The 18,505-nt window shown below is 63.7% G+C and carries 14 protein-coding genes; 12 read left to right on the top strand and 2 right to left on the bottom strand.

The window, feature by feature from the left end; genetic code table 11:
- The first annotated feature begins 53 nt into the window (after positions 1 to 53).
- The 7 genes from J8C05_RS07460 to ubiG all read left to right on the top strand — a co-directional run bounded on the left by J8C05_RS07460 (position 54) and on the right by ubiG (position 10,530).
- Complete coding sequence (locus tag J8C05_RS07460) at positions 54 to 5,225, top strand: S8 family serine peptidase (protein WP_211421613.1); 5,172 nt, start codon at positions 54 to 56, stop codon at positions 5,223 to 5,225.
- A gap of 237 nt (positions 5,226 to 5,462) precedes the next feature.
- Entirely contained in the window at positions 5,463 to 6,524 is a 1,062-nt protein-coding gene (gene mltG, locus J8C05_RS07455; protein WP_211421612.1) for an endolytic transglycosylase MltG, read from the top strand.
- Positions 6,524 to 7,612: a serine hydrolase domain-containing protein gene (locus tag J8C05_RS07450; RefSeq protein ID WP_211421611.1), complete on the top strand. Its 1,089-nt coding sequence runs from the start codon at positions 6,524 to 6,526 to the stop codon at positions 7,610 to 7,612. Before mltG ends, J8C05_RS07450 begins: the two co-directional genes overlap by 1 nt.
- A gap of 92 nt (positions 7,613 to 7,704) precedes the next feature.
- Positions 7,705 to 8,013 (top strand): hypothetical protein, encoded by a 309-nt coding sequence (locus tag J8C05_RS07445; RefSeq protein ID WP_211421610.1) that lies wholly within the window; start codon positions 7,705 to 7,707, stop codon positions 8,011 to 8,013.
- A gap of 126 nt (positions 8,014 to 8,139) precedes the next feature.
- Positions 8,140 to 9,318: a 3-oxoacyl-[acyl-carrier-protein] synthase III C-terminal domain-containing protein gene (locus J8C05_RS07440; protein WP_211421609.1), complete on the top strand. Its 1,179-nt coding sequence runs from the start codon at positions 8,140 to 8,142 to the stop codon at positions 9,316 to 9,318.
- Positions 9,319 to 9,346: 28 nt separating this feature from the next.
- The gene (locus J8C05_RS07435) at positions 9,347 to 9,802 is read left to right on the top strand and encodes a hypothetical protein (protein WP_211421608.1); all 456 of its coding nucleotides are present in this window, start codon (positions 9,347 to 9,349) and stop codon (positions 9,800 to 9,802) included.
- A complete protein-coding gene (ubiG, locus tag J8C05_RS07430; RefSeq protein WP_246840676.1) occupies positions 9,787 to 10,530 on the top strand; it encodes a bifunctional 2-polyprenyl-6-hydroxyphenol methylase/3-demethylubiquinol 3-O-methyltransferase UbiG in 744 nt (247 codons plus the stop codon). The genes J8C05_RS07435 and ubiG overlap by 16 nt, the downstream gene beginning before the upstream one ends.
- Here the strand turns inward: ubiG and J8C05_RS07425 are convergent.
- Positions 10,511 to 11,665, bottom strand: a complete 1,155-nt coding sequence (locus J8C05_RS07425; RefSeq protein WP_211421607.1) for a PIN/TRAM domain-containing protein — start codon at positions 11,663 to 11,665, stop codon at positions 10,511 to 10,513. The two genes, ubiG and J8C05_RS07425, sit on opposite strands and share 20 nt — an antisense overlap.
- Before the next feature lie 217 nt (positions 11,666 to 11,882).
- On the opposite strand from J8C05_RS07425, the gene J8C05_RS07420 reads away from it, so the two are divergent.
- The 3 genes from J8C05_RS07420 (at position 11,883) to J8C05_RS07410 (ending at position 15,756) form a co-directional block, all read left to right on the top strand.
- Entirely contained in the window at positions 11,883 to 12,986 is a 1,104-nt protein-coding gene (locus J8C05_RS07420; RefSeq protein WP_211421606.1) for an ABC transporter permease, read from the top strand.
- Positions 12,987 to 13,102: 116 nt separating this feature from the next.
- Positions 13,103 to 14,383 (top strand): MFS transporter, encoded by a 1,281-nt coding sequence (locus tag J8C05_RS07415; RefSeq protein WP_211421605.1) that lies wholly within the window; start codon positions 13,103 to 13,105, stop codon positions 14,381 to 14,383.
- Between the two features lie 62 nt (positions 14,384 to 14,445).
- The gene (locus J8C05_RS07410; protein WP_211421604.1) at positions 14,446 to 15,756 is read left to right on the top strand and encodes a serpin family protein; all 1,311 of its coding nucleotides are present in this window, start codon (positions 14,446 to 14,448) and stop codon (positions 15,754 to 15,756) included.
- Here J8C05_RS07410 and J8C05_RS07405 read toward each other — a convergent pair.
- Positions 15,719 to 17,011, bottom strand: coding sequence for an MFS transporter (locus J8C05_RS07405; RefSeq protein ID WP_211421603.1), 1,293 nt, complete (start codon positions 17,009 to 17,011; stop codon positions 15,719 to 15,721). The two genes, J8C05_RS07410 and J8C05_RS07405, sit on opposite strands and share 38 nt — an antisense overlap.
- Before the next feature lie 161 nt (positions 17,012 to 17,172).
- Here J8C05_RS07405 and def point away from each other — a divergent pair, with 161 nt between their 5' ends.
- Together def and J8C05_RS07395 are read left to right on the top strand one after the other, a co-directional pair.
- A complete protein-coding gene (gene def, locus J8C05_RS07400) occupies positions 17,173 to 17,676 on the top strand; it encodes a peptide deformylase (RefSeq protein ID WP_211421602.1) in 504 nt (167 codons plus the stop codon).
- A 6-nt stretch (positions 17,677 to 17,682) separates the two neighbouring features.
- Positions 17,683 to 18,504: a menaquinone biosynthetic enzyme MqnA/MqnD family protein gene (locus J8C05_RS07395; protein ID WP_211421601.1), complete on the top strand. Its 822-nt coding sequence runs from the start codon at positions 17,683 to 17,685 to the stop codon at positions 18,502 to 18,504.
- The last annotated feature ends 1 nt before the right edge of the window (position 18,505 follow it).

Genomic DNA, 18,505 nt, shown 5'->3' with positions numbered 1-18,505 from the left:
CCCTCACGCCGCCAGTGGCGTGAGTTTGCAGAGCCTCATGAGGGAAAACACAGATGAATGACATCACATCTTCTCCGCCCACCGAACGCCCGCGTCGGCGTCCGGCGTGGCGACGCCTTCTGCCGCTCGTCGTGGCGGCCACGGTTCTGGTGGCCGGCATAGCGGTCACGTTCCGCGCGCCGCTGACGCGCGCGGCCGGGCGGGCGCAGTTGACCGCCGGAACGTTCAACCTGTCCAATCTCCGGGAGCTTTCAGTAGCTGGCAACCGGGCCAAGCTGCGTGTCGAGTCGGACGCGCCGGCAACGGAAGCCATGCGCAGCGCCAAAGTCATCAGCGAGTACGAGGGTTTCCGGGTCATTGAAGTCTCGGAACAGGAAGCGGCACGGCTGGCTGACCAGCCGGGCGTGACGCAGCGCAACGATTTCAACTATGTCTATCTCAACGCCGTAGAAATCAACACCACTTCGCCGGCCGCACAGTCGCTGCGCGGGCAGCAGGAGCTGGTGGATGGGGTTGGGATGCGGCTGGTGCAGTTTGCCGGGCCCATCCAGCCGGCCTGGGTGCGGATGCTGGAAGCGACCGGGGTGCAGATTGTCACGGCCGTTCCCAGCAACGCTTATCTGGTCTATGGGAACAGCAAGAGCCTGGCGGCGCTCAGTGCGCTGGCGCAGCGGACGGAAGCCGTGCAGTGGGACAGCCCGTTTTACGGGTTGTTCAAGGTGCACCCGTCGGCGATTCCGGGCAGCAAGCAGTACATTGACACGAACGGCGAGTATCAGGTGCAGCTTTTCGCCGACCAGCAGGGAAATCGGGGGACGTTTGAGCTGCTGCGCGAGATTGGGGCGCGGCAGATCGCGGAGACCCAGGCATGGGGGCCGTACGTCAACCTGTTCATCAAGATGTCGCCGGATTATCTGGCGGATGTCGCCAACCGGCCCGATGTGGTCTCGATTCACCCGAACGTCGAGGTCAAGAAGCTCGATGAACGGCAGAACATGATCGTGGCCGGGAACATCACGGGCAACAATCCAAATCCGGGCAACTACTTTTCACTGCTGTCGGGCTGGGGCTTTACGCAGGCGCAGTTCAACTCGTCCGGGTTTGTCGTGGACGTGACCGACGACGGCGCTGACCGGAATCCGACGGGGGCTGACCCCGGCACGGTGCCGTCCGGCAGCAATGCCGGGCCGGTGCCAGCACGCCACTTCAGCCTCTGGCAGAGCGGTGTTCTGGGCGGCACGTCGCGCTTTATCTACAAGGGTATCTGGAATTCGCCCGGTACGGATGGTGGGCTGGGTTTTGACGGTCACGGGCAGCTCAACATGAGCATCGTGGGCGGGTTTGTGCCGGACAGCTTTGACCCGGGTGGCACGCGCATCCACCGTGATCCGCAGGGCTTCCGCTACGGGTTGGGCGTGGCGCCGTTTGTGCGGCTGGCCAACTCGGTCATTTTTGACCCGAGTTTCAGGAATCCCAACTTCAACAACATGCTGGCGGCGGGCTACAACAGCGGTGCCCGAATCACCAGCAATAGCTGGGGCGCTAATACGGCTGGTGGCTACAACGTGAACTCCCAGACCTATGACGCGCGGACGCGCGATGCGGATACGGGTACGGCCGGCAATCAGCAGCTTGCCATGGTCTTTGCGGCCGGGAACGCCGGTCCCGGTGCACAGACGGTTGGCGCGCCGGGTACGGCGAAGAACGTCATCACCGTCGGCGCCGCCGAAAACGTGCATTCCCACGCGACGGCCAACGGTGGGAACAACGCCGCCGGGAACGATGGCTGTGGCATCCCGGATACCGGCGCGGACAGCGCCAATGACATGATCAGCTTTTCAAGCCGTGGGCCATGCGCGGACGGTCGCCGCAAGCCGGACATCGTCGCGCCGGGGACGCACATCACCGGGATGGCCTATGTAACCGCCACCTCAGACCCGGTGTCACCACCAGATAATACGGGTACGGGTGATCCCGGCTTCCGGGGTAGTGGCGTGTGTGCAATGCCGGGCGGTGGCACGGCCGGCAATCCCAACAATTACTTCCCGACCTCGACCGGGCAGCGGTGGTACACCACCTCGTCCGGGACGAGCCATTCCTGCCCGGCCGTGGCCGGTGGGGCGGCGCTCGTCTATCAGCAGTTCATCAACAACCCGGCCTACATTGGCGCACACCGGACACCTTCCGGCAGCGCCCCGCCCAGCCCGGCAATGCTGAAGGCGTACCTGATGAACACGGCGCGGTATATGACGGGTACGGGCGCCAACGATACGCTGTGGTCGAACTCCCAGGGGATGGGGATGATGAACCTTGGCACGTCGTTCAATGGCGTGCAGCGGATTATCCGCGACCAGGTGCCGGCGGACCGGTTTACGGCGACGGGACAGGAGCGGGTGTTTGTCGGGACGGTGGTCAACGGAACGGCCCCGTTCCGGGTGACGCTGGGATGGACAGATGCCCCGGGTTCCACGATAGGTAATGCCTATAACAACGACCTCGATCTGGAAGTGACGATTGGCGGCAATACGTACCGGGGGAACGTCTTCAGCGGCGCCAACTCGGTGACGGGCGGGACGGCCGACTTCCGCAACAACGTCGAGAATGTCTTTCTGCCGCCTTTTGCAGCCGGTACACCGTTTGTCATTCGCGTACGGGCAGCCAACATCAATTCCCAGGCGGACCCGACCGTTTCCGGGAACAACCAGGACTTTGCGCTGGTGGTCCACAATGGGCAGCCGGCGACCCTGCCGGTCATCACCGGGGTAAGCGCTACCCTGACGGCGGAAAGCTGTGTGCCCAACAATGGTGTACCCGATCAGAACGAGACCGTGACCTACAACATCACGCTGCGCAATGACGGTACAGCCCCGACCAACGGCAACCTCATTGCCACGCTGGTGCCCGGTGGCGGGGTAGGCGCGATTGGTGGCACGAACCCGCAGAACTACGGTGTGCTGGGGATTGGGGCCAGCGCGACGCGGGCCTTCACCTTCACGGTCAACGGGCTGTGCGGAACGACGCTGACGATGACACTCAACCTCAGCGACAGCAACGGCAGTCTGGGAACGGCGACGTTCTCGTTCCAGATTGGGACGCCGAACAACGTTCTGACGCAGAACTTCGATACGGTCACGCCGCCGGCACTTCCGGCGGGCTGGACGGCAACGAATGCTTCGGGCCCGTCGCCTCTGTGGGTGACATCGAATGTCACACCCGACACAGCCCCCAACTGCGCTTTCGTGGACAACCCGGCTGTGGTCAGCGACAAGCGGCTGGATACACCACCCATCAACCTGACGACGAATCAGGCGCGGTTGACCTTCCGCAACTTCTACAACACGGAAAATCTCTGGGACGGCGGGGTGCTGGAGATCAGCATCAACGGCGGGCCGTTCCAGGACATCCTCACGGCCGGCGGAAGCTTTGTCACCGGCGGCTACAACGCCACACTCAACAGTGGCTCGCCCATCGGCGGGCGGCAGGCCTGGACGGGCAACTCCGGCGGCTACATCACCACGACGGTGAACCTGCCGGGAAGCGGCTCGCGGACGGTTATCCTGCGGTTCCGCATGGGCAGTGACTCGATTATCGGTGCGCCCGGGTGGCGGATTGACACGCTCACCGTGCAGGACGGCTTCCAGTGCTGCGGCATTGTGACGGCTCCGAATGTCACCTTCACGGGTCAGACCACAACCGAGTTGCCGGGGACGCTCAACAGCGACGGCGATGGCTTCTTTGAACCCTGCGAGACCCTGCAATCGGCCATCACCGTGACGAACGTGGGCGGCTCGACGGCGACGACAGCCATTGCCACCATCACTTCACCGACGACAGGGGTGACGATTGTCAACGGCAGCACGGTCAACCTTGGCCCGCTGGCGCCGGGTGGCAGTGCGACCGGCAACGTGACCTTCAAGCTCCTACCGAGCTTTGTTCCGGGGACGACCGTCACCATCAACGTGTCGGTGGCATTCGGGCCGGGCGGACCGAGTCCGAGTACGGCCAGCTACACGGTGGCGACGGGCTGCCCGTTGACGCCGGGCGGCACGTTTACCTTCTCCAACCCGGCGCCGATCACGATTCCAGCCTCGGGAACGTCAGGACCAGCAGCACCCTATCCGTCCACCATCAACGTGAGTGGCATCACAGCGCCGATTACGAAGGTGACGGTGACGATCAACAACTTCAACCATACCTGGCCCAGCGACGTGGGGGTGGCCCTGCGGGGTCCGGGCGGTCAGATTTGTGTGCTGTTCAACAACGCTATCGGCGGCTCCGGTGGCGTGACGGGCCGCACCTACACGTTTGACCAGACAGCCCCGCCATTGCCACTGACAGGCTTCCCGCCCAGCGGAACCTACAGCCCGAACAACAACGGTGGGTCGCGGACCTTCGCGGCACCGCTGCCACCGCCGCCCTACAACAGCAACCTGAACATCTTCAACGGGTTGTCCGGGGCAAGCGTGAACGGCACGTGGGAACTGTTCGTGCAGGACTTCGCCGGTGGTGATGTCGGCAACATCAACGGCGGCTGGTCCATGACCATCCAGACCGGCACGCTCAACTGCTTCACCACAGCCTGCCTGACGAATGTCAACCCGCAGGTGCAGATGCTGATTTACCCGTCGGCAACGGCGGCGCTGTTTGGCTGCCCCGGCTATCCGTTCCGGGGGATTCTGGCTGGGCTGCTGACCAACACCGGTGCGGCGCCCCTCTCCAACATCGCCATTCAGGTGAAAGGGCTGGGCTTCCCGGACTTCACCAATCCGAACGCCGTCATTCTGGCGTCGCCCAATCCACACCGGTTGGCGTCGGCGGATGACTACGCCGGGCCCTGCGCCTACACTGGTGGGCAGGCTGGCTCCATCCAGACCACCCTCAACGGGCAGCCGCCGATTGGCTCGGGTACGCCAATTAGCTCGCTGGCACCGGGACAATCCACCAACATCTTCTTCCGGGTGCACATGCCTTCGACCGGCACGATGCGTATGCTGGTGGACGTGCTGGCGATTGTCGGCCCGGTTTCAACGACGGAAAGCGTTGAGAACCAGCGGCAGGTGATTCGGACGATGGTGGTTGAAGTGTCCCCTGATGCCAACGGCAAAATGGTGGCACGGGTCATCAGCGATGAGCCTGTGACGCCAAAGGCCACGTCTGGCGAGGATGCCACAGCGACGACGCCTGCCCGGACGCCGGTTGTGATGGCTCCCGGGCGGCGGCGCTAACCTTCAACCCGGTCAGGGTAGCCTGACCTGATTTCCGGCGGTCACGCTCCACGCGGGCGTGACCGCTTTTTTCTTCCTGCCGGACCTGCTTCAGCCTTTTTCCAGTCGCGGCGCGGAATGATGCGGCGGGTTGTTCTCCGCTGTGTTTCGTGTCATGCTGCGCCATAACGCGCCGTTTCACCTGTAATTCTTCGCATGGTGGCGGGCGTCTGATCATCTGCCCCAGCAGGATATGTCATGGCACATCTACGCCGCCGACTGGCCTGGTTTGCGGTCGTCACAGTAGCCCTTCTGGCTGTGGTCGGGATGGGATTTCTGTCCTACCGGAGCCTGCACGTACCGTTCAGTCACCGGGCTGCCGACGAACTCATCACCATCGAGCCGGGGATGGGCGCGCGCGAGGTCGTGGAACTGCTCTACGAGCGCGGCATCATCCCGAACCGCTACCCGGCACTGGTCTATCTGATGCTCAACCCAGCCGGACGCCGTTTGCAGGCCGGAGACTACGAGTTTGAATCGCCGATTGCTCCGCTGGCCGCGCTGGAAAAAATCCGCCGGGGCGCGGTTGCCACGCGCCGCATCATGTTTCGGCCCGGGTTGACCATCCACGAGGTCAACGACCTGCTGCCAAACCGTCCGGCCAACGGGAAACTCGATCCGGCGCTGCTGGATGTGCGCCTGATTGCCGACCTTGACCTGCAGGCCACCAGTCTCGAAGGGTACATTTTCCCGGATACCTATATCGTTCCAAAGCGGGCAACGAACGCTGAAATCCTGGCTGAGGCCGTTGCCCGTTTCCGCCGGGCATGGACGCCGGAACTGCGCCAGCAGGCGGAAGCCCGCCGTCTGACGCTGCGGCAGGTGGTGACTTTGGCTTCCATGATTGAAAAGGAAGCCGCCGACGATGCCGAACGCCCGCTGGTGGCGAGTGTCTTCCACAACCGGCTGCGCAAGGGCATGCGGCTGGAATGTGACCCAACATTTATCTACGCCGCCAAACTCAACGGCACGTGGGATGACAACGTCAACAACCCGGCGCACCGCCGCCTGCTGTCGCCCTACAACACCTACCTTTCTCCGGGGCTGCCGCCGGGGCCGATTGCCTCGCCGGGTGAAAAATCGCTGCGGGCCGCCCTTCAGCCGGCGCAGACGGAGTATCTGTACTTCGTGCTGGGCCCCGGCGGACGACATCGCTTCTCGCGCAACGAAGCCGAGCATCAGGTGGCCGTGGCTGAGTATCGCAGGCTTCAGCGCGCGCAGCGTCCGGGGCTGCATACCCAGCTCATCAACAAGAAGTAATGGGCGATGTGTTGCGGGAACAGCTCGAAGCCGCCCTGGATGCCGGGGAAATCCAGAGCGCCGTCTGGCTCGTCGCCTGCCGTGAAACCATGGTGGCGCATGGCGCAGTCGGCCCGGCCGGCTTCGATACGCTGTATGACCTGGCTTCACTGACGAAACCCCTGGTCACGGCGCTGCTGCTGGCGCTCTTTATCGAGCAGGGGCGGTGCACGCCCGACGACCACCTGGGCAAGTGGCTGCCAGCATTGCACGACAGTCCCTATGGGCGCGTCACGGTTGCACAGACCGTGACGCACACCGGCGGTTTCCCGGCCTGGCGGCCGCTCTATGCCATGTGTGCGACGCCGGATGAAGTCCTGCCGGTCATGGCGCAGACACCGCCGATGGCTAAACCTGGCGAAAATGTTGTGTATAGCGACTTGGGCTACATCGTGCTGGGCCGTCTGCTTGAACACCTGGCCGGACAGCCGCTCGCCATTCTGTTCGGGACACACGTGGCGCAGCCCTTGGGCCTGACGGCCACCCGGTTCTGTCCGCCGCCGGAATGGCGCGAACGAACGGCCCCGACCGAAGACGGCAACGCCCATGAACGCCGTATGGTGGAACAGCTCATCGCCGCAGAGAACCATCCTCTGGTGCAGGCGCGGCTGCGGGGATATGCCGGCTGGCGTACGCAGCGCCTTCAGGGTGAAGTCCACGATGGCAATGCGTATTTTCTCGGCGGCGTAGCCGGCCATGCCGGGCTGTTTGCGACGGCCGGGGAAGTGTGGAAGCTGGCGCGGGTGTTTCTGCCGGGCAGCCCTCTGCTGCGCCCGGAAACCTGCCAGTGGTTTTCGACCAACCTGACGCCGGGGAAAGCCGAAGCCCGCTCGTTTGGGTGGATGTTGGCCGGTTCACCGAACGCAACCGGCGTCGGGTTGTCGCCGACCGCCTTTGGCCACCTTGGCTTTACCGGCACAAGTCTCTGGTGCGACCCCCAGACCGAGCGGGTCTATATCCTGCTGACCAACCGTACCTTTCCTTACCAGGCCAGCTTGCAGGATGTGCGGCGGGCATTTCACGCGGCAGCTTCCCGCATATCGGGCTGAATCCTGTGACGGGATGCGCTATCATCGCCGTGCTTCCCCGCCTGAGCGTGTCCGGGCACACATAACGCTGATGATTTTGGAGAGGGACGACAATGCCGGTCAATCCAGTTGATGCCAAAAAACTTGCCCTTGAGAAAAACACCACCGACCTGCGCCAGATGCTGGAGCAGTCAGACGAGCTGATGCGCGTCGTTATGGAAGCGGGCGATCTGGAAACGGCCGAAAAGGCCGCCGAGGAAGCGGCCAGGGCCGCAGCGGCGCTGATCGTGCGCAAGCAGGGGGGCGTCCGGGAGCTGGCCAAGCGCGTCCGCGAGCGGGTTGCCGGGGATGACGAATCCGAAGATGAAGCCCCCTCCACAACCACCGGCAGCGAAGCGCCCACGCCCGATACCCGGTCGTGACGTGTCGCCGCCCGATGTACTTCCGTTCTTACGGGCTGGTAACGCCCTCATCGGCAGCGGGCCGTGGCTGTCCGCCGGCCTTGCACGGTGGAATTCCGGCTGCAAAAAGCCGATGGGAATAACTCAATGCCAATCGTTCTGCACACGTTTCAGTGCCTGCTGCCGGCGTATGTCACGCCGCAGTCCGCCATTCATGACTGGCTTGCCCATGCGCATGCCGCTGCCCAGACCGGGAGCGAACAGGCGCTGGCCGCCGCCCGTCTGCGCCGCGCATTCGACCGTTTTGGTTGCGACCCGGAACGCATTGCCCGGCGATTCCACGCGCTCGAAGATTTCACCCACCAGGACTGGGCGCGGATGCGGATTTTCAACCTGACCGACCATCCCGAAGGACGGGGCCTGGCGGCACGGATGGACTGTTTTGCCGAAGTCACCTCCCAAGTGTTCGCCAGTCTCTATGCCGATGAAGCCGTTGCGCCGGAGCATCTCATTCACGTCACATGTACGGGCTACGTCGCACCCAGCGCCGCCCAGCGTCTCGTGGCGTCCAAAGGCTGGCTGACGACCGTTGTGACCCATGCCTACCACATGGGCTGCTATGCGGCCTTTCCGGCGATTCGGCAGGCGGTCGGGTTTCTGCTTGCCGACGGTGCAGCGGGGCGGGCGGATGTCGTGCACACGGAGCTGTGTACGCTGCACCTCAACCCGGCGCTCCACGACCCGGAGCAGCTTGTCATCCAGAGTCTGTTTGCCGACGGTTTCGCGCGCTATGTGGTCGAAAACCGGGCACCGGAGCGTCCACACTTCGAGCTGGTGGCGATGCGGGAAGAACTGCTGCCGGATTCATCCGAAGCCATGACCTGGCGATGCGCCGACTGGGGGTTTCACATGACGCTGGCGCGGGATGTGCCGCAGCGTCTGGCGCAGGCGCTGTCCGGTTTTGTGGCACAACTGGCGGCGAAGGCGGGCTACACCGAAGCCGATGCGCGCCGGGCCCGGTTTGCCATTCATCCCGGCGGGCCGAAAATCATCGAGCAGGTTCAGGCGGCGCTCGAACTCGAAGACGCCCAGGTGGATGCCAGCCGGCGCGTGCTGCGGGCATACGGGAATATGTCGTCGGCCACGCTGCCCTACGTCTGGGCGGAGATGCTGGCCGATGACACGGTTGCCGATGGGACGCCGGTGGTCAGTCTGGCCTTCGGTCCCGGTCTGACGCTGTGTGGCAACCTGCTGGTCAAACGTCTCTGTTCAGACCCGCAGCGGCCGACGGAAGCCGGCGCTGATGCAAGGAAGCCAGGGAGGTGATGCGTTGACGATGGCCCACGGGTGGTTGATGGCACCGTTTCTCGTACAGGGTGGCGCCATGCTCTGGGATGAGTTCTGGTTTCACCGGCGACGTGGGCTGGGCCGGTGGGAACGGCTGGGGCATCCGCTTGATACGCTGACCGTTCTGGTCTGCTACGCCATCGTGCTGTGGGTGCCTTATTCGCCAACGGCTCTGGCGTGGTATGCCGGCTGCGCGGTGTTTTCCATGCTGTTTGTGACCAAGGACGAGTTCGTTCACGCCCGGGCCTGCTCTGCCGGCGAGCACTGGTTACACGCCCTGCTGTTCCTGCTTCATCCGGTGACGCTGGCGGCGGCGGCACTCATCTGGATGGATATGCCGCAGGGGGCTGGCGCATGGCGTGACGTTCTGGTTGGAACGTTTGTCATCGTGACCGCTTTCGGGTGTTACCAACTGCTGTACTGGAATCTCTGGAAAGGGCGGAAGGCATGTCTGCCGGAATGACGCCGGTCAACAACGCACTCTATGACGAACTGGGCGAACGGTGGTACACGGCCCAGGATGATCCCGTGGCGCTGCTGCGCGCCGAAGGACGCCTGCGCAACCCGTGGATTGCCACGGAAATTGCCGCCCGGTGCGGCGCTGGCGCGGCCGTGCTGGACATCGGCTGTGGCGGCGGCTTTCTGTCGAACGAACTGGCCCGGGCCGGTTTTGCCGTCACCGGTCTGGATCAGTCGGCGGAGAGCCTGAGCATCGCGCAAAGCCACGACACGACACACAGCGTGCACTACGAGGTCGGCAATGCCATGCGGTTGCCTTACCCGGAGGTTTCGTTTTCGGCCGTGTGCGCCATGGATTTTCTCGAACACGTGGAAGACCCGGCCGGAGTCATTCGGGAAGCGGCACGGGTGCTGCGGCCGGGCGGGCTGTTTTTTGCTTCGACCTTCAACCGGAACTGGCTGAGCTGGCTGGTGGTCATCAAGGGCGTGGAGTGGTTCGTGCCGAATGTGCCGCCCAACATGCACGTGCTGCACCTGTTCATCACGCCACGCGAGATGGCCCGGTATTGCCAGGCGGCCGGACTGCACCGCATACGGTTTCGCGGTTTGCGCCCGCGCCTGAACCGGGCATTCTGGCGACTGCTCTGGACGCGCGTCGTGCCGGAAGACTTCGAGTTTACTTTTACGTCCTCGTTGCTGACCGGCTATCTGGTCACGGCTGAGAAAGCTTGACTTCCGGCATCTCCGGCGGCGTTGGCGTCACGGGCGTACCGGCCGCGGGCGTATCGGCCGGCGGTGTCGAGGTTGGGGCGCTGAGCGGCCGTGGACGTTCAGGGCGCTCTCCGGGCGGGCGGTCAGAGGCCAGGCGTGGCGTCGTTTCCTCGATGAGTTTGCCAAAAATCATCTTGCCGGCTGTGGTTTGCAGCACGCTCGTTACGCTGATGTCCACGGCCCGGCCAATCTGCCGGCGCGCATTGTCCACGACGACCATCGTCCCGTCGTCAAGGTAAGCCACGCCCTGGTTGTATTCCTTGCCTTCTTTCAGGATGAACACCTGCATGGTTTCGCCGGGCAGGACAACCGGGCGCAGGGCGTTGGCGAGTTCATTGATGTTGAGTACCAGAACGCCGCGCAACTGCGCCACCTTGTTGAGGTTGAAATCGTTGGTGACGATTTTGGCCCCAAGCTGCTTGGCCAACTCGATGAGCTTGAGGTCAACTTCCCGAATGTTGGGGAAGTCCATGTCGGTGATGATGGTGTCGAGCTTTTTGTTTTTCTGGAGGCGTTGCAGGATGTCGAGTCCCCGCCGTCCACGGTTGCGCTTGGTGGCTTCCGGGCTGTCAGCCACGTGCTGCAACTCGCGCAGGACGAACTGCGGAATGATGAGGCGCTCGCTCAGAAAGCCGGTTTCGGCGATGTCGGCAATGCGTCCATCAATGATGACACTCGTATCGAGGACGAGATTGAGTGGGCGGTTGTCGGCGCTGCCGGGGCTTTTGGCAGCAGTGCCAAACAGCTCCCACCAGCGATCACTGGCGCTGCCGCGAACCATACCCAGATAACCCAGTGCCAGCAGGGCGGTCAGAACCAGGTAGGTCTTGGGGGCGTCCGGGATGCCCGGCTGAAGGCTGAGAACGAGGCCGACGAGGACGGCGGCCGCCAGTCCGGTAAACAGTCCGAGTGTGCCGCCAATCAGGGTCGTGATGGGACGTGACCGCAGGTAGTGTTCAAGGGTGACAACCGCGCTGCCCAGCCCGGCTCCAAGAACGGCTGACCAGAGGGTGGAGCCAAGTGGTTTCATCCACAGGGCCGTTCCCAGGGAAAGCAGGACGATGGCAAGCTGTGTCAGGAATCGGTCGCGGTTCATGGAGCTATTCGGATACAAAGGCTGAAAATGTGGCCGGTGCGGGGCAGTGAAACCAGCTCACATGGTTTGCGATGTCTGGAATGTGACCGATTCGGTATCCTCCTGCAAGGCAGTCTGGCGGCAAAGGACTGGCTTTTCGGCCACGCGCCGTTGCCCGTGACCACGGTTGTAAGCGGGCCGGAACGGCACGCCAACGAAGGAGAAACGTTTGCAACACATGCCATCACTTGCGTGGGCCAATCTTTGTCATCGTCCGGCACGCTCGCTGGCCACGGCTTTCGGCGTCGCCGTCGGCGCGGTGCTGGTACTGCTGACGACCGGGCTGGCGCATGGCGTCATTGCCGAACGCGCCGAGCGCGAAGCACGGGTTGGAGCGCACATCATGCTGCGGCCGTCCGGTTCGTTTGGCGGGGGCGTGGTGTCAAATCAGCCGGCCTATCCGCTGGAGCGGCTGCCGCGTATTGCATCCATCCCCGGCGTACGGGCGGCCGTACCGGTCATTCAGTATGCGTTGCCGTCGGACAGCGGCATCGGGTTCCGGCTGCTCGAAGGCGTGCCATGGGCGGACTACGCGGCCATGAGCGGCATTCAGATTGTGGCCGGACGTGCGCCGCAGGGACCTGATGAGTTGGTGATTGACCGGGAGCAGGCGCGCAGCCGTGACTTCCAGCTCGGGGCGCAGGTGACGCTCTCCAGACATGTGTTTACGGTCGTGGGCATCTATGACCCGCCAAGCGGGGCCCGCCTCAAAGCGCCGCTGGAAACCCTCCAGACGATGCTTGCCGCGCCGGGACGCTGTTCGATGGTGTTTGTCCAGTGTGCGGAAGCCAGCCAGCAGGAAGCCGTCGCCAAACGCCTGCGGGAGGCGTTCCCAACCGATCAGCTCGTCTTTGTCCGCGACCTGCCAGGGCTGTATGCCCGCGGACTCCCGGCGCTGGATACCTTTCTCCGGGTCGTCATCGGGCTGGCGCTGATGATCAGCCTGCTCATTGTGTCGCTGACGATGTACACCTCGGTGGTCGAGCGCACCCGTGAGATCGGCATTCTCAAGTCCCTGGGCGCTACGGACGCCTTCATTCTGCTGGCCATTGAGCAGGAAGCCCTGCTTCTGAGCAGCGCCGGAGTGTTGCTGGGAATTGGACTGGCCTATCTGGGCCGCTGGTGGATTGTGAGCTTCACGGCTTTTCGTACCATCGAGTTCGAGCCGGTGTGGTTTGTCATTGTGGCAGCGGTGGCGGTGCTGAGTGGGGCGGTTGGCGCGCTGTATCCGTCCTGGCGTGCCATGCGGCTCGATCCGGTGGAAGCCCTGCGCTACGAATGACCGCGCGGGCGGAGCCATAGCACTGGCAGGCAATCGTCCTGGGGGCAATCCGGTTGTTGTGCGCGGGCAGGTCAGCTTGCATCCGGCGCACAAAGGGCTTAGGAAGCATCCCAGGCATGACGACCATCGGCTACATCGGGCTTTTGCGGCAGAATCCGCGCTTCCGGCGGGTTTGGGCAGCGCAGCTTGTCAGTGAGCTGGGTGACTGGCTCAACTACGCGGCGCTCATGCAGCTTGCGCGGCAGTATGGCGGCGGTGCGGAAATGGCAGCGCTCATCATTGCCATTGAGCTGCTTCCGTTCCCGCTCTGGAGTCCGGTGGCCGGCATGGTGGCCGACCGGTTCAACCGGCGGTATGTCATGATGGCCGCCGACCTGCTGCGCGCCGTCATTGTTCTTGGTTTTCTGCTTGTTGACCGCCCCGAACGGCTCTGGCTGATATACGTCCTGTCGGCGCTTCAGTTTTCCCTGGCAGCCTTTTTCGAGCCGGCGCGGCAGGCGCTGATCCCGTCGGTGGCGCAGCCGGAGGAACTCATCACGGCCAACCAGTTGACGAGTCTGACCTGGTCGTTGACGCTTGGGCTGGGTGGTTTTCTGGGCGGTGTCGTGGCCAATGCGTTTGGTCTGACGGTGGCGTTCATCGTGGATGCCGCTTCCTTCCTGGTTTCGTTTGTCATCCTGCTTGGTTTGCGGGATGCGCCGCTGAAGCCGGTGTCCCTGGATGCGCCGCCCGATACGGGTTTCTGGGTGGCTATCAAGTACCTGCTGGCGCATCCGGTGACGCTGGCCGTGGCGCTCGTCAAAACCGGGATTTCCGTTGCGGGAAGTGGGGTGTGGCTGCTGGCCGTGGTGTATGGGCAGACGGTGTTTCCGGTGGGCCGCGATGGAGCGTTGTCCGTGGGGATACTCAACGGCGCGCACGGTCTTGGGGCGCTGGTCGGCGCGCTGACCGCCGGCTGGTTTCTGCGCCAGCGCCTCAACATTGCGTGGAGCATTTTCTGGCTCTTTGTGCTGCGGGGCGTGTTCTTTGGGTTCTGGGCCGGGTCTGTCCATTTGTGGATGGTTGTCGTGGCAACGGTCCTCATCACCATCTGTGGCAGTCTGCTCTGGGTGGTCAGCACGACGCTGCTGCAACGGCTCGTCCCGGACGAACTGCGCGGGCGTGTGTTTGCCTTCGAGTTTGGCGCGCTGACGTTTGCCATGGCGGGTTTCCTGTGGCTGATGGGACGGGCGCTCGATGTGTGGGGCTGGACCCCGACGGTGACGGTTCTGGCCACGGGTGCATCGGCGTTTCTGGTGGCGGCCGGCTGGCTGGTGCTGATGGGACTCTCGCCGCTGACGACGCTTTCAGCCGCGCCGCCGCCGGACAAGTCGCTTGGGGAACCGGATGCGGTGTGAAGGCGTCCATGCGCCGACCTCACTGACGGCTGACGCCCACTGACTTCGGAGGAACTTTCTCAATGACGATGCCCATCCGTATCTTCAGCCTGTGTCTGGTGGCGCTGTGGCTGCTGGCAAGCCATGATGCTTCAGCCCAGAAGCGCAAACGCCGCCCGGCTTCGCGCCCGGCGTCCGGGACACCGGCCACGACTTCCCCTGTTTCCAAGGAGCCACGTATGAACACCGCTACTGCCCCCCGCGATGCCGCTGCCGGGGTCAACCGCTTTGCTGTGACCCTGCACCAACGGCTCAGCCGTCAAACGGACGGCAATCTGTTTTTTTCGCCCTACAGCATCAGTTCCGCCCTGGCGATGACGGCGCTCGGTGCGCGGGGCGCAACACTGGCGGAAATGCAGGTTGCACTTCAGTTTCCCGATGGCATTCCCCACGCCGCTTTTGCCGCCCAGGACCGGCTCATCAATACGCCCAACGCGCCCTACACGCTGGCTGTAGCCAATGCGCTGTGGGGACAGCGCGGGTTGGGTTTCGAGCCGGATTTCCTTTCGGCCACCCGGCAGCACTATGGGGCCGGGCTGGAGGAAGTTGATTTTCGGGGCAACCCGGAAGGTACGCGCAGCCGAATCAACGACTGGGTTTCCACAAAGACCAACCGCCGGATTCCCGACCTGCTTCCGCCGGGCTTCATCACGCCCATGACGCGGCTGGTGCTGACCAATGCCATTTACTTCAAGGGCAACTGGGCTGAGGCCTTTGACCGCGATGCCACAAACGAACGGGACCAGTTCCGCCTGGCACGCGGAGGGACGGTCACGGTGGCGATGATGAACCGCACCGGGCGCTACGCCCATTTTGACGGCGGCACGTTCCAGGCGTTGACGTTGCCCTATCGCGGCAACGAACTCTCCATGGTCATCCTGCTGCCGAATGCCACGGATGGCCTGCCGGCGCTGGAAAAGGGACTCACCGCCGCCCAGCTTCAGGAAGTCGTCGAAAAAGCCATTGCGCGCGAGGTGCAGGTCAGTGTGCCGCGCTTCAAACTGACGCTGCGGCTGGAACACCTGACAGATGACATGAAGGCGCTGGGAATGACCCTGGCGTTTACGGAAGGCGCTGATTTCTCGGCGATGACCCGGCAGGCCAAACTTTTCATTGACGCCATTGCCCACAAGGCGTTCGTCGAGGTCAACGAGGAAGGTACGGAAGCTGCCGCCGCCACGGGCGTCGGCATGCGGATAACGTCCATCGGTGCCGAACCGCCGCGCCCGGTGGTGTTTCGGGCGGACCATCCGTTTCTGTTCGTCATCCGGGACAACCGCAGCGGTGCGGCGCTGTTTATGGGGCGAGTGATGAATCCGGCTGTGTCGGAGTAAACCGGTGCGGCAGGCGCCATGAGAGACGCAGCAGCGGGCGCCGGGCCTCCCGTGGCAGCCAGAGGACAAGGATGGTGCTGAGCGTCGTGCCGAGCGCCAATCCGATAATGGCCCCGTGATAGCCGCCGATAAACGGTGTCAGCGGCTCGAAGGCGCGTGGGGCCAGCGAACCGACGCCCCACGCAAAACCCATCATCAGCGCCGACACGGTGGCCGTCCGCTGCGGGACGAGTTCCTGCGCCATGGCGACGTTGACGGGAATCGTGGCCCCAAGGGCAAAGCCGCCACAGACCAGCCACGGAAGTGTCCAGTGGGGCGGGACGAGAAAGGCCGCGGCGAGCAGAGGGCCGGAGGTGAGGCCGGAAAGCACGGTCACGATGCGTCCGCCGAACCGTTCGGCCAGAAAGCCGCCGGCCAGCCCGCCGATACCGCCAGCCAGGAGAAAGACGGTAAGGGCGTTGCCAATGTGGGTCAGCGAGGCCCCCTGCGCCTGCAGGATGAAGGGGTAGTAGGCGTTGATCAGCATTTGCGTGGCAGCGCGCACGACCGTAATGGCATACAGCGCCAGAAGCGGCACACTAGCAAGCTGGAGCGCCTGAACCAGACCCGGGCCGGTTTCTGTCGTCGTCGTTTCAGCCGCCAGCCGCTTGGGGGCCGGCAGGGGCGGCAGCCAGAAGAACAGCCCGACCATGGCTGCGATACCGGCCAGCGCCAGATACAACGTGCTCCCCAGGCTGAAGTGGGTGATGGTCTGGGTCACGACGAGCGGCCCAAACGCCACCCCCAGCGTACCGGCGGCTGAAAAGAGTGCCATGCCGAGTCGGCGGCGCTGGCCGCTGGCGACCGCCGCCATGGCTGCACCCTGCGGGTGGAACATTCCCACACCCATGCCGCCCATAATCAGGACGACCATGAGCCAGCCGTAACTGCCCGCATAGCCGATGGCCGACAAAAACAGCGCCGCCAGCAGGGGGCCGGCCAGCGCAAAACTCCGCCGCGACCAGCGGTCAGAGAGCATGCCATAGACCGGCTGAAGAAAGTTCGAGAACAGCGCATAGACCGGAATGAGCCAGAAGGCCTGAGCGGCCGACAGGTGCAACTGCGCCGTCATCAGGGGCAGCAGCGGAAAAATAAAGCTCGAATAAGCGTCGTTGACGAAGTGCGCCAGACAGGCAAGGCTGAGCGCCCTGGGGTTGGCAAAACTGCCGGTGTGGGCCGTGGAAGCCGGTGCGGAAAGGGAAGTCGCCGTAGCCATAAGGCAGCGGACACTACCATGCCCGGCCGGCCGGGAGCTTGTCGTTTTGCCGGATGCAAGGTTTACGCTGAAACCGGCACGGCAAACCGGCTGAGACGCCCGGCCTTTCCGGTGCTATGCTACCTCCGGCAAGTGACCATCAACGGAGATGGATGAAGGGCATGAAACGTGAAATCGTCAAGTATGGCGCCAAGGTGCTGACGGAAAAGGCCTCACCCGTGACCGAATTCGATGCGGCGTTGGAACAGCTCGTCGCCGATATGTTTGAGACGATGTATGACGCGCCGGGAGTCGGGCTGGCTGCGCCCCAGGTGGGCGTCTCCAGGCGTCTGTTCGTCATGGACTGCAGCAAGGAAAAAAACCGGCAGTTTGTCTTCATCAACCCGGAAATCCTCCAGACCGAAGGCACTCAGGTGGGGGATGAAGGCTGCCTCAGCTTTCCCGGCATTTACTTCGATGTCGAGCGCGCCGCGCGGGTCATTGTGCGGGCCCAGAACGTCAAGGGCGAATGGTTCGAGGGGGACTTTCTCGACCTCGAAGCCCGCTGTGTGCTCCACGAGTATGACCATCTTCAGGGTGAACTCTTCATCGAGAAGGCCGGTCTGCTGCGCCGCGAACTCATCCGGCGCAAGATTCAGAAGCTGAAGCGCGAAGGGAAGTGGTGAACCGCTGTGGCTGTGGAGCTGCCGATTATTGCGGCGTCGGATTACCTCAACTCGGCGGTGCTCATGGAGGACTTTCTGACCGGTGAGCAGCGGCAGCGGTGCCGTCTCATCACGGATGCGGCCCCGGCGCGTTGTGCGGAACTGCTGCGGCAGGGCGATGTCGCCGCCGCCCTGATACCGGCCATTGAATATCAGCGCATTCCGGGTCTGCTGGCTGTGCCGGGGGTAGCCATCGGCTCAAAACACACGGTGCGCAGTGTCGTCATGGCGGCCAAAAAGCCGCTCCCGGAAATCAGAACCGTGGCGCTCGATACCTCGTCGCGCACGTCGGTTTCACTCATCAGGATTCTGTTTGCCGAGTTTTATCGCCGCGAAGTTGCTTTCCATCCCGCACCGCCGGACGTGCCGCACATGCTGGCGGAGGCGGATGCTGCGGTCATCATTGGCGACCCGGCGCTGACCTTTGACCGAACCGGTCTGCACGTTTTCGATCTGGCGGGCGAATGGCGACGCCTGACGGGACTCCCTTTCGTGTTTGCCATCTGGGCGGTACGGGAAAGCGCCCGGGAAGCCGTGGCCGGGCTGGATTTCGTCGCGGCGCGGGATGCTGGCCTGCGCGCCCGGCCGGCGCTGGCGGCGCGTTATGCTCCCCGGCTGGGACTGCCGGTTGAAACCCTGGTGACGTATCTCGAAGAAAACATCCACTACGGACTGGAAGCCGATGATCTGGCAGGGCTGACGCACTACTGGACGCTGGCCGCCAGACACCGGCTGATTGATGAGGTGCGTCCGCTGCGGTGGCTGCCGGTGACGCCGGGCTGTGGGTAAC

This window comes from Chloracidobacterium sp. N (genome assembly GCF_018304765.1).
Lineage (GTDB): Bacteria > Acidobacteriota > Blastocatellia > Chloracidobacteriales > Chloracidobacteriaceae > Chloracidobacterium > Chloracidobacterium aggregatum.
The sequence above is the reverse complement of the archived record's forward strand: the minus strand, read 5'-3'. Positions and strand labels throughout refer to the sequence as shown.

Excerpts from the sequence above, each read along its gene's own strand:
- mltG (WP_211421612.1), top strand. The coding sequence starts at position 5,463 with ATGGCACATCTACGCCGCCGACTGGCCTGGTTTGCGGTCGTCACAGTA.
- J8C05_RS07435 (WP_211421608.1), top strand. The coding sequence starts at position 9,347 with ATGGCACCGTTTCTCGTACAGGGTGGCGCCATGCTCTGGGATGAGTTC.
- ubiG (WP_246840676.1), top strand. The coding sequence starts at position 9,787 with ATGTCTGCCGGAATGACGCCGGTCAACAACGCACTCTATGACGAACTG.
- J8C05_RS07460 (WP_211421613.1), top strand. The coding sequence starts at position 54 with ATGAATGACATCACATCTTCTCCGCCCACCGAACGCCCGCGTCGGCGT.
- def (WP_211421602.1), top strand. The coding sequence starts at position 17,173 with ATGAAACGTGAAATCGTCAAGTATGGCGCCAAGGTGCTGACGGAAAAG.
- J8C05_RS07405 (WP_211421603.1), bottom strand. The coding sequence starts at position 17,011 with ATGGCTACGGCGACTTCCCTTTCCGCACCGGCTTCCACGGCCCACACC.
- J8C05_RS07420 (WP_211421606.1), top strand. The coding sequence starts at position 11,883 with ATGCCATCACTTGCGTGGGCCAATCTTTGTCATCGTCCGGCACGCTCG.
- J8C05_RS07425 (WP_211421607.1), bottom strand. The coding sequence starts at position 11,665 with ATGAACCGCGACCGATTCCTGACACAGCTTGCCATCGTCCTGCTTTCC.
- J8C05_RS07415 (WP_211421605.1), top strand. The coding sequence starts at position 13,103 with ATGACGACCATCGGCTACATCGGGCTTTTGCGGCAGAATCCGCGCTTC.
- J8C05_RS07445 (WP_211421610.1), top strand. The coding sequence starts at position 7,705 with ATGCCGGTCAATCCAGTTGATGCCAAAAAACTTGCCCTTGAGAAAAAC.
- J8C05_RS07440 (WP_211421609.1), top strand. The coding sequence starts at position 8,140 with ATGCCAATCGTTCTGCACACGTTTCAGTGCCTGCTGCCGGCGTATGTC.
- J8C05_RS07450 (WP_211421611.1), top strand. The coding sequence starts at position 6,524 with ATGGGCGATGTGTTGCGGGAACAGCTCGAAGCCGCCCTGGATGCCGGG.
- J8C05_RS07410 (WP_211421604.1), top strand. The coding sequence starts at position 14,446 with ATGACGATGCCCATCCGTATCTTCAGCCTGTGTCTGGTGGCGCTGTGG.